9 protein-coding genes are annotated in these 9,697 nt (G+C 73.4%); 3 read left to right on the top strand and 6 right to left on the bottom strand.

Translation table 11 applies throughout. From position 1 onward, the window contains the following. Positions 1-117 precede the first annotated feature (117 nt). Together ACPFP2_RS18780 and purD are read left to right on the top strand one after the other, a co-directional pair. A complete protein-coding gene (locus ACPFP2_RS18780; protein ID WP_424090466.1) occupies positions 118-909 on the top strand; it encodes a type IV toxin-antitoxin system AbiEi family antitoxin domain-containing protein in 792 nt (263 codons plus the stop codon). 84 nt (positions 910-993) lie between these two features. Further along, positions 994-2,241 carry a phosphoribosylamine--glycine ligase gene (gene purD / locus ACPFP2_RS18775; protein ID WP_424090465.1) on the top strand — a complete coding sequence of 416 codons (1,248 nt, stop codon included), beginning with the start codon at positions 994-996 and terminating at the stop codon, positions 2,239-2,241. 122 nt (positions 2,242-2,363) lie between these two features. Here purD and ACPFP2_RS18770 read toward each other — a convergent pair whose 3' ends face one another. The 3 genes from ACPFP2_RS18770 to ACPFP2_RS18760 form a co-directional block, all read right to left on the bottom strand. Beyond that, on the bottom strand, positions 2,364-3,926 hold the full coding sequence (locus ACPFP2_RS18770; RefSeq protein WP_424090464.1) for an AMP-binding protein: 1,563 nt from the start codon (positions 3,924-3,926) through the stop codon (positions 2,364-2,366). A 156-nt stretch (positions 3,927-4,082) separates the two neighbouring features. Then, positions 4,083-5,297 carry an acyl-CoA dehydrogenase family protein gene (locus ACPFP2_RS18765; protein WP_424090463.1) on the bottom strand — a complete coding sequence of 405 codons (1,215 nt, stop codon included), beginning with the start codon at positions 5,295-5,297 and terminating at the stop codon, positions 4,083-4,085. A 1-nt stretch (position 5,298) separates the two neighbouring features. Further along, entirely contained in the window at positions 5,299-5,751 is a 453-nt protein-coding gene (locus tag ACPFP2_RS18760; RefSeq protein ID WP_424090462.1) for an SCP2 sterol-binding domain-containing protein, read from the bottom strand. A gap of 74 nt (positions 5,752-5,825) precedes the next feature. Here ACPFP2_RS18760 and ACPFP2_RS18755 point away from each other — a divergent pair, with 74 nt between their 5' ends. Then, positions 5,826-6,464 (top strand): TetR/AcrR family transcriptional regulator, encoded by a 639-nt coding sequence (locus ACPFP2_RS18755; RefSeq protein WP_424090461.1) that lies wholly within the window; start codon positions 5,826-5,828, stop codon positions 6,462-6,464. A gap of 109 nt (positions 6,465-6,573) precedes the next feature. Here the strand turns inward: ACPFP2_RS18755 and ACPFP2_RS18750 are convergent, their stop codons facing one another. The 3 genes from ACPFP2_RS18750 to ACPFP2_RS18740 form a co-directional block, all read right to left on the bottom strand. Then, positions 6,574-7,191, bottom strand: a complete 618-nt coding sequence (locus ACPFP2_RS18750; RefSeq protein WP_424090460.1) for a DedA family protein — start codon at positions 7,189-7,191, stop codon at positions 6,574-6,576. Positions 7,192-7,276: 85 nt separating this feature from the next. Then, positions 7,277-8,101, bottom strand: a complete 825-nt coding sequence (locus ACPFP2_RS18745) for a MaoC/PaaZ C-terminal domain-containing protein (RefSeq protein ID WP_424090477.1) — start codon at positions 8,099-8,101, stop codon at positions 7,277-7,279. Between the two features lie 218 nt (positions 8,102-8,319). Then, the gene (locus tag ACPFP2_RS18740) at positions 8,320-9,675 is read right to left on the bottom strand and encodes a 3-oxoacyl-ACP reductase (protein ID WP_424090459.1); all 1,356 of its coding nucleotides are present in this window, start codon (positions 9,673-9,675) and stop codon (positions 8,320-8,322) included. Positions 9,676-9,697: the final 22 nt, after the last annotated feature.

Below are 9,697 nucleotides of genomic sequence, written 5' to 3'. Positions count from 1 at the left end.
GTGTCGCGGCAATAACTTCATGATCGACGCGCTTCCCCGGAGCGGGTTTTCCACAGGGGTGTGGATGGTTGTCCACAGGGGGTTCAGGCGAGTGCTGCGGGCCGGGACAGTGGCGGTGTGGATGCGCTGACGGTGCTGCGGCGGATGGCTGCCCAGCGGGACGGGGTGGTGACCCTGAGGCAGGCCCGCGCGGCCGGCCTGACGGTGCACGAGGTGCAGCGGCTGTGCCGGGCGGGGCGCTGGCGGGTCGTCGCCAGGGGCGGGTACCTCGTCGATGCCGATCTCCATGACGGCATTCCCCGCCGCGCGCGGATCCGCGCCGTCGTCGCATCCTTCGGTCCGTCGGCGGCTGCCGTTCTCGGGACGGCTGCCGAGTTGCACGGGATCGCCGGGTGTCGGCGGACCGACGAGATCCACCTCTCGGTGCCCGGGAAGGTGGCGAGACCGCTTCGGGCCGCTCACCCGGAGGTGGTCGTCCATCAGTTGGTCGTCGCCCCCGGGGAATTGGTCCGGGTGGCGGGGATCGCCACCACCGGGTCGTTGCGCACCGTCGCGGACGTGATTCTTCGCGAGGCGCGGTATCCGGCGGTCTGCGTGATCGACTCGGCGCTGAACCGTGGCCTCGTCACGGACGAGGAGTTGCTGACCCGTCCGCGTCTGATCCGGGGTGGCTACCTGCTCGGCATCGGCGACCTCGGCTGGCGGGTTCCGAGGCTGATCGCCGAGGCGGACGGTCGGGGCCCGCACGGCACCTCGGAAGCCGTCTTCGCCGACCGTCGCCGCCAGAACCGCCTCCTCAACGCAGGCTGGCGCATCCTCCGCTTCACCTGGCAGGACACCCTCGACCCCCACTACATCCCCTGGACCGTCCGCCAGGCGATCGCCGCCGCACAAGCCCCGCGATCATGAAATTGGCGGCGAGGTGGATCTCAGATACTGCCGCCTACTTCATGATCAACTGGGCGGGTGGAAGGGCGCGTAGGATGCGGGGTCGTGCGCGTACTTCTTGTGGGGGGTGGCGGGCGGGAGCATGCGCTCGCGCTCGGACTCGCGAACGATCCCGCCGTCGACCAGTTGATCGCGGCACCCGGTAACCCGGGCATCGCCGCCGTGGCCGAGCTGCGGGAGGTGGCGGGGAACGATCCCGCCGCCGTCGCCGCGCTCGCCGTCGAGGTGCAGGCCGACCTGGTGGTGATCGGGCCGGAGGCGCCGCTGGTCGCCGGGGTCGCCGACGCCGTACGCGCCAAGGGCATCCCGGCCTTCGGGCCGTCGGCTGAGGCGGCCCGGCTGGAGGGTTCGAAGACCTTCGCCAAGGAGATCATGACGGCGGCGCAGGTGCCGACCGCCCGCGCCCACACCTGCACGGATGCGGAGAGCACCGCAGAGGCGCTCGACGACTTCGGCCCGCCGTACGTGGTGAAGAACGACGGGCTCGCCGCCGGCAAGGGCGTCGTCGTCACCGACGACCGGACGATCGCCGAGGAGCACGCGCGTGAGTGCGGCCGGGTGGTGATCGAGGAGTACCTGGCCGGTCCCGAGGTCTCCCTGTTCGTGGTGACCGACGGCGAGGCGGCGCTGCCGCTGCTGCCGGCGCAGGACTTCAAGCGGGTCGGCGACGGTGACACCGGCCCGAACACCGGCGGCATGGGGGCGTACGCGCCGCTGCCCTGGACCCCGCCGGGTCTGGTCGACGAGGTGATGCGCGACGTCGTGCACCCGACGCTGGCCGAGATGCGCCGCCGGGGCACCCCGTTCGCCGGTCTGCTCTACGTCGGTCTGGCGCTGACCGCCGCCGGCCCCCGGGTGATCGAGTTCAACGCCCGCTTCGGCGACCCGGAGACGCAGGTCGTCCTGGCCCTGCTGGAGACGCCACTGGCCGGGCTGCTGCACGCCGCCGCCACCGGCACGCTGGCCGCCCACCCGCCGCTGCGCTGGCGCGAGGGCGCCGCCGTCACCGTGGTGGTCGCGGCCGAGGGCTACCCGGCGGCCCCGCGTACCGGTGACGAGATCGTCGGCGCGGACCGCGCCGGGATCATCCACGCCGGCACCCGCCGGGCCGACGACGGCACGCTGCGCTCCGCCGGCGGCCGGGTCCTCTGCGGTACGGCCACCGGCCCCGACCTGGCCGCCGCGCGGGACGCCGCCTACGCCCTGGTGCGCGGGATCGAGCTGGCCGGCTCCCACCACCGCACCGACATCGCCGCCGCAGCGGTCGAGGGGCGGATCGCCGTCCCCGACTGACGGCCACCGGGGTGGACCCGGCTCGCCGGTCGACCCGGCGACCAGCCCGTCGAGTGGACCGGTCCCCAAGGTCAGGATTGTTCCGGGTCCGTCGGGGCCCGAGGGGTGTGCCGAGGGCCCGGTCAGCCGTAGTAGCGGCGCAGTTCCCGGGTGAGCACCTTGCCGGTGGCGTTGCGCGGCAGGTACTTGACGAAGATCACGTCCCGGGGGACGGAGAAGCGGGCCAGGTAGTGCCGGACGTACTCGCGGACCGCCTCGGGGTCGAGGGTCTCGCCGGGGTGCAGGCCGAGGAAGGCGGCGAGCCGCTGGCCGTACTGGGGGTCTTCGACGCCGATGACGGCGGCCTCGCGTACCTGGGGGAGGCGGGCGAGCAGGTCCTCCACCTCGGACGGGAAGACGTTCTCCCCGCCGGAGACGATCATGTCGTCGGCGCGGCCGTCGACGAAGAGCAGCCCGTCGCTGTTGATCCGCCCCAGGTCGCCGGTGTCGAGCAGCCCGTCGCGGGTCTCCCGCCGCGCCCCGGAGGTGTAGCCCTCGAAGAGCATCTCGTTGCCGACGAAGATCCGGCCCACCCGCCCGTCGGGGACCGGCCGGCCGTCGTCGTCCAGGATGGCCAGTCGGGTGCCGTGCGGGGGGCGGCCGGCGGTGGTGGGAGCCTCCCGCAGGTCGGCGGGGGTGGCGATGGAGGCCCAGGAGACCTCCGTCGAGCCGTACAGGTTGTAGATGACGTCGCCGTAGACGTCCATGAACCGGGGCGCGAGGCCGCCGGGCAGCGCCGAGCCGCTGACCGCGACCACCTTCAGCGGGGGCCGCGGGTCCGGTGGCGGCACGTCGAGCATCCGCTGCACCATCACGGGTACGGCGAAGAGCGCCTGGCACTGGTGGGTCACGAGCGCGTCCCGGGTGGCGGCCGGGTCGAACCGCCGGTGCAGCACGATCGTCGCGCGCAGCGCGAAGCAGACCTGGAGGGCGGCGTACCCCCAGGTGTGGAAGATCGGCGCGGCGATCAGCACGGTGTCGCGGGCGTGCAGCGGGATGCGGTCGATGATGGACACCAGCGGGCCGAAGCCGTTGGGGGTGGGACGCCGGGCGCCCTTCGGCGTGCCGGTGGTCCCGGAGGTGAGGACGATGGTGCGCCCGTCGCGCTCCGGCGGTTGCAGGTCGCCGGGGAGCGCGCCGGCCACCAGGTCCTCGTGCGCGCGTTCGTCGACCCGCTGCACCTCGGCGGGGAGGCCGACGACCCGCTCGGCGAACTCGTCGTCGTGCACCAGCACCCGCAGCTGCTGCTCCTCGGCGACGGTGGCCAGTTGGGCGGCGGAGAGACCGGTGTTGACCAGCACGGCGTCCGCACCGAGCACGGTAGTGGCGACGATCGCCTCGATCAGCCCGTGGTGGTTGCGGCAGAGCAGCCCGACCCGGTCGCCGGCCTGTACGCCGAGCGCGGCGCGCATGGCCCGGGCCAGCCGTTCGGCCCGGTCCAGCAGTTGCTGGTACGTCAGCTCGGCGCCCGTGTCGTCGATCACGGCGGTCCGGTCCGGGTCCCGGGCGGCGGCCTGCCGGAGCTCGCCGGTGAGGCTCCAGCCCCATTTGCGCAGCGCCCCGAGCTGGGAGGCGACCCGGATCGGCCGGCCCGGGGTGAGCAGTCCGCGCCGGGTCAGCGTGGCCACGACGAACGGCAGGTCCATGCGGCGGGCTCCTCGTGCGGGGTGCGGTGAAGGGCCCCACGAGGGGCCCTTCACCTGGGCTTCACCTTTCGATCATGCCCCGGTCGGCGGTGTCGGCCCAAGCCGTGGAACCGTCCGCCACCTCAGGTGTTGGACGTCGACACCGACGGTGACGGGTCAGCGGACGTGCACTCCGGAGATGGCGCGGGAGATGACCAGCCGCTGGATCTCGGAGGTGCCCTCGAAGATGGTGTAGATCTTCGCGTCCCGGTACCAGCGCTCGACCGGGTGGTCACGGAGGAAGCCGGCCCCGCCGAGCAGCTGCACCGCCTTCTCGGTGACCGAGACGGCCACCTCGCCGGCCTTGAGTTTGGACATCGAGCCCTCGCCGGCGGTGAAGGGGCGGTTGTTGCGCCCCATCCAGGAGGCCCGCCAGACCAGCAGCCGGGCGGCGTCGATCTCCATCCTCATGTCGGCCAGCGCGAACGCGACCGCCTGGTTCTCGATGATCGGCCGTCCGAACTGGACCCGGTCCTTGGCGTAGTCCAGGGCGTACTCGTAGGCGGCCCGGGCCACGCCGAGCGCCTGCGCGCCGACAGTGGGCCGGGACAGCTCGAAGGTGCGCATCGCGGCCTGGCCGGAGGCGCGCTGCCCGGAGCGGGCGCGGGCCAGCCGCTCGTCCAGGGCTTCCTTGCCGCCGAGCAGGCAGCGCCCGGGTACGCGTACGTCGTCGAGGAAGACGTCGGCGGTGTGCGAGGCGCGCAGGCCGAGCTTGCGCAGCTTGCGGGTCGCGTTGAGCCCGGCCGTCCCCGGCGGTACGACGAACGCGGCCTGCCCGCGCGAACCGAGTTCGGGCTCGACGGAGGCGGTGACCACGTGGACCCCGGCGATCCCACCGTTGGTGGCGTACGCCTTCTGGCCGCGCAGCACCCACTCGTCGGTGGCCTCGTCGTAGACGGCCCGGGTACGCATGGCGCCGACGTCGGAGCCGGCCTCCGGCTCGCTGGTGCAGAACGCCGCGACGGCCGGGGAGTCGATGCTGCCGAAGCACTGCGGCACCCATTCGACCATCTGGTCGGGGGTGCCGGCGCCGTAGATGGCGGCGACCGCGAGGCCGGTGCCGAAGATGCTCAGCCCGATGCCGGCGTCACCCCAGAAGAGTTCTTCGCTGGCGATCGGCAGAGACAGGCCGGTGGGGTCTGCCCAGCAGGTGGCGAGGAATTCGAAGCCGTACAGGCCGACCTTCACCGCCTCCTGGATGACCGGCCAGGGGGTCTCCTCCCGGGCGTCCCACTCGGCTGCGGCCGGGCGCACGACCTCGGCGGCGAAGCCGTGCACCCAGTCGCGTAGATCCCGCTGTTCCTCGTTCAGGTCGAGCGAGAACTCGGTCATGTCAGGCCTTGGGGATGTCGAACAGGTTGGCGATGTTGGCGGCCAGGCCCAGGTCGCCCTTGGCCTTGAGCTTGCCGGTCATGAACATCATCACCGGGTTGGCGCCACCGGAGACGATCTTGAGGAACTCGACCGGGCCCATGGTGAGGCTGAGCTTCGGGTCGCGGGTGGCGCCCTCGTTGACGGTGCAGGCGCCGTCGGCGATGGCCACCTCGTAGGTGTCGGTGCCACCGTCGGGGCGGCCGGTGATGTTCCAGTGGATGACCGCGTTGGTCGAGCCCGCCCGGTCGGCGCGGAAGAGCTGCGGCATCCGGCCGAAGACCTCGCTGAGGATCTTGCCGCGCAGGTCGCCGGACATCACCTCGGCGATCTTGTCGTCCGGGGTGGACTTGACCAGCTGGGCGAACTCCTTGGGGCCGACGTTGGCGAAGTTGGCCGGGTCGAAGTCAGTCATGGGGGATGCACCTTCCGGGGGTGTGAGTGGTTACTCGAGCGTAACCTTACGCACGGGTAGGTATGCTCGCAAGAGTGTCCAGCACACCCACCTTCAAGCGTCTCCCGCGCGCCGTCCGTGAGCAGCAGATGCTCGACGCCGCCGTGAAAGTCTTCTCCCGACGTGGCTTTCACGCCGCCAGCATGGACGAGATCGCCGACGATGCCGGCATCTCCAAGCCGATGGTCTACGCGTACCTGGGCACCAAGGAGGAGCTCTTCGTCGCCTGCCTGCACCGGGAGACCGCCCGGATGATGGAGGCGATCGCCGGGGCCGCCGCGCCGGACCTCCCCGCCGACCAGCGGCTCTGGCGCGGGTTGCGCGCCTTCTTCGGCTTCGTCGGGGCGCACCGGGACGGTTGGGCGGTGCTCTACCGGCAGGCTCGTGGCTCCCAGCCGTTCGCCGGGGAGTTGGCCGCCATGCGGGCCCGGCTGGTCGACGTGGTCGCCGGGATGCTGGACCACGCGCTGCGCACCGAGGGGCGCGAGGTCCCCGATTCCGAGCTGGAGGTCGTCGCGTACGCCCTGGTCGGGGCGTCCGAGTCGCTGGCCGACTGGCTCGCCGACCACCCCGAGGCCGACCCGGGGCGGACCGCCACCCGGATGATGAACGTCGCCTGGCTGGGCGCCGCCCAACTGCTCCACGGCACCACCTGGCGCCCCCCAACCCCCTGACCCCCCATCCCCAGGAGCCAGCATTGATCATGAAGTTGTTGCCGCGACACGCCGAAAAACCGGGCAACAACTTCGTGATCGGCGAGGGGAGTGGGAGACGCGGGGGCGGTCAGCGGTGGGTGGCGGCGCGGCGGTGGGCGCGGCGGCGCAGCCAGCGGGCCAGCTCGACCAGGCCGGTGACGGCCAGGGAGAGGCCGACTCCGACGAGCAGGCCCTTGACCGGATCACGCTCGAAGGCCAGCCCGCCGAAGTAGCCGAGCAGCCCGCAGTACAGGCCCCAGGTGCCGGCGGCCAGCGCGTCGAAGAACAGGAACCGCGGCAGCGGGTAGCGGACCGCGCCCATGGTCAGGGTGACCGCGGTGCGACCGCCGGGCACGTACCGCGAGGTGGTGAGGATCGAGCCGCCCCGCCGGTCCACGGCCCGCCGGGCCCACTCGGAGCCGGCGCGGCGGCGGCTGTCGGCCGGCAGCCGGGCCAGCCGGTGCGCGCCACCGCCCCGGCCGATGGCGTACGAGACGTGGTCGCCGGCGAGCGCGCCGAGCGCGGCGGCCACGATCACCACGACCAGCGCGGGCTCGCCCCCGGCGGCGAAGACCCCGGCGGTGATCACGACCGTCTCGCCCGGGACGGCCGGGAAGAACGCGTCGACCGCGGTGACCGCGAAGATCACCAGGTACACCCACGGCGAGGTGACCGTGTGGTGCAGCAGGTCGAGCACGGACTCCATGCCCTCATGCTCGGCGCTCGGTCCGGGTCGCGGACCGAGTCGCCGGATCACGTCCGCCGCCGGCCGACGGAGCCGGCGGCGGACGTCAGCGGACCGTGCCGACCAGGTGCGGGCGGGCGGTCCGCGCGTCGTGCAGGGTGAAGTCCCAGGCTCCGGTGGCGCTGAAGGCCACCGTCGTGGGCAGGGGCACCGGCAGCTTGAACGCCACCTCGACCGTGTACGACTCCGGCAGGCGGCTCTCCAGGGCGGCCAGGCAGCGCGCCTTGCTCCACATGCCGTGCGCGATCGGCCGGGGGAAGCCGAACAGCCGCGCCGCCAGCCGGGAGGTGTGGATCGGGTTGTGGTCGCCGGAGACCCGGGCGTAGTCCGTACCGACCCGGGGGGTGACCCGCCAGTGCGCGGTGGCGGCCGGGGGCGTGGGCCGCTCGCCCGGGTCGCGCCGCCCGCCGCCTGCCGCGCGCCCCTTGCCGAGGTACGTCGAGACGCCGCGCCAGACCTCCTCGCCGCCGACCGACCCGACCAGCACGACGTCGATCTGCCGCCCCCGCTCGTGCGGTCGCAGGTGCTCCGCGTGGGTGACGAAGTCCAGCGTCTCTCCGGCGAGGACCGGGCGGTGCACGGTGATCCGGTTGCCCACGTGCACCACGCCGGCGAGCGGGACGGGGAACTCCGGCGTGGTCATCAGCCGCAGCGCCAGCGGGAAGCCCAGCACGTGCGGGTACGTCCCCGGCAGCGTGTCCGACAGCCGGAACCCGCAGACCCGGTCGTACTCGGCGAGGTGGGCCCGGTCGACGGTCACCCCGGCGACGGCCAGTTCGACCTCCGGCGCGACGTCCGGACGGTGGGACCGGCCGATCATCGGCACCGCGTCGCGCAGCGCCCGCCGGTAGAGGGCGCCCGGCGTCGGCATCCGGGGCAGCTCGACCCGGGCCCGACCGGCCCGGGCGGTGTGCGCCGAGAGGTCCTCGGTGGCGTACCCGGACAGGTCGTGCGTCTCCTCGACGCTGACGTCGTGCCGGTGCCCGGCGGCGCGGACGGCGGCCAGGGCGTCCGCCGAGATGACCTCGGTCGGCCCGTCGATCAGCTCGTGCACGGAGAGGTCGTCGCTCGGTTCGTCGTGCCGTGCCATCACGCCCCCAGCAGGCTCTGGCCGCAGACCCGGACGACGTTGCCGCTGACCGCCCCGGAGGCCGGCCAGGCCAGCCAGCCGATGGTCTCGGCCACGTCCACCGGCAGGCCGCCCTGCGACATGCTGTTCATCCGGCGGCCCGCCTCGCGGACCATCAGCGGGATGCGGGCGGTCATCCGGGTCTCGATGAACCCGGGGGCGACCGCGTTGACGCTGATCTGCTTCTCGCGCAGCACCGGCGCCAGCGAGTCGACCAGTCCGATCACGCCGGCCTTGCTGGTGGCGTAGTTGGTCTGGCCCCGGTTGCCGGCGATGCCGGCGATGGAGGAGACCGCCACGATCCGTCCGCCGGCCGGGATGAGTTCGCGTTCCAGCAGCACGTCGTTGATCCGTTCCTGGCTGGAGAGGTTGACGTCGATCACCGAGTCCCAGCGGTCGGCGTCCATCCGGCCGAGGGTCTTGTCCCGGGTGATGCCGGCGTTGTGCACCACCACGTCGACCCGGCCGTGCCGGGCGGCCAGGTGCTCGGCGAGCCGGGCGGGGGCCTCCGGGGTGGTCAGGTCGAGCTGCACGGCGCTGCCGCCGATCTCGTTGGCGACCGCGGCCAGCGCGTCCCCGGCGGCCGGCACGTCCAGGGCGACGACCTGGGCGCCGTCGCGGGCGAGCACCCGGGCCAGCGCGGCACCGATCCCGCGCGCCGCCCCGGTGACCAGGGCGACCTGCCCGTCCAGCGGCCGGTCCCAGTCCGCCGGGGCCTGCGCGTGGCCGGCGCCGACCCGGACCACCTGCCCGGAGACGTACGCGGAGCGGCCGGAGAGAAGGAATCGGAGGGTCGATTCGAGGCCGGTGAGGGTGCCGTCGTCACCGGCCGGGGTGACGTACACGAGTTGGGCGGTGACGCCCCGGCCGAACTCCTTGCCGACGCTGCGGGTCAGCCCCTCCAGGGCCCGCTGGGCGGTGGCCGCACGGGGGGATCCGCATTCGGCGGGCGGGGTGCCGAGCACGATCACCCGGCCGCTGGGCAGCACGGAGCGGGCGTGCGGGTGGAGGAAGTCGTAGAGCTGGCGCAGGCCGGTGGAGTCGGTGATGCCGGTGGCGTCGTACACCAGGGCTCCGAAGCGGGTGTCGGCGTCGACGGCGAGGGGGTCGCGCACCTCGACCCCGGCGAAGGCCAGGATCCTTCCGACCGGCTCGGCGAGCCGGCCGCCGGTGGCCGCGCCGAGCAGGGCGGGGCCGGTCAGCAGCGGGTCGCCGGGGGTGTGCCGGCGCAGGCTCGGCGGGTCGGGCAGCCCGAGGCGCTTGACCAGCGTGCGGCCGGCCCCCGATTGGACGAAGCTCGCGTACCTGTCGGTCATAGGCGTAGCCTACTGGCCAGTA

Origin of the sequence: Micromonospora citrea, assembly GCF_049629545.1 — a bacterium.
GTDB lineage: Bacteria > Actinomycetota > Actinomycetes > Mycobacteriales > Micromonosporaceae > Micromonospora > Micromonospora citrea_A.
The sequence above is the reverse complement of the archived record's forward strand: the minus strand, read 5'-3'. Positions and strand labels throughout refer to the sequence as shown.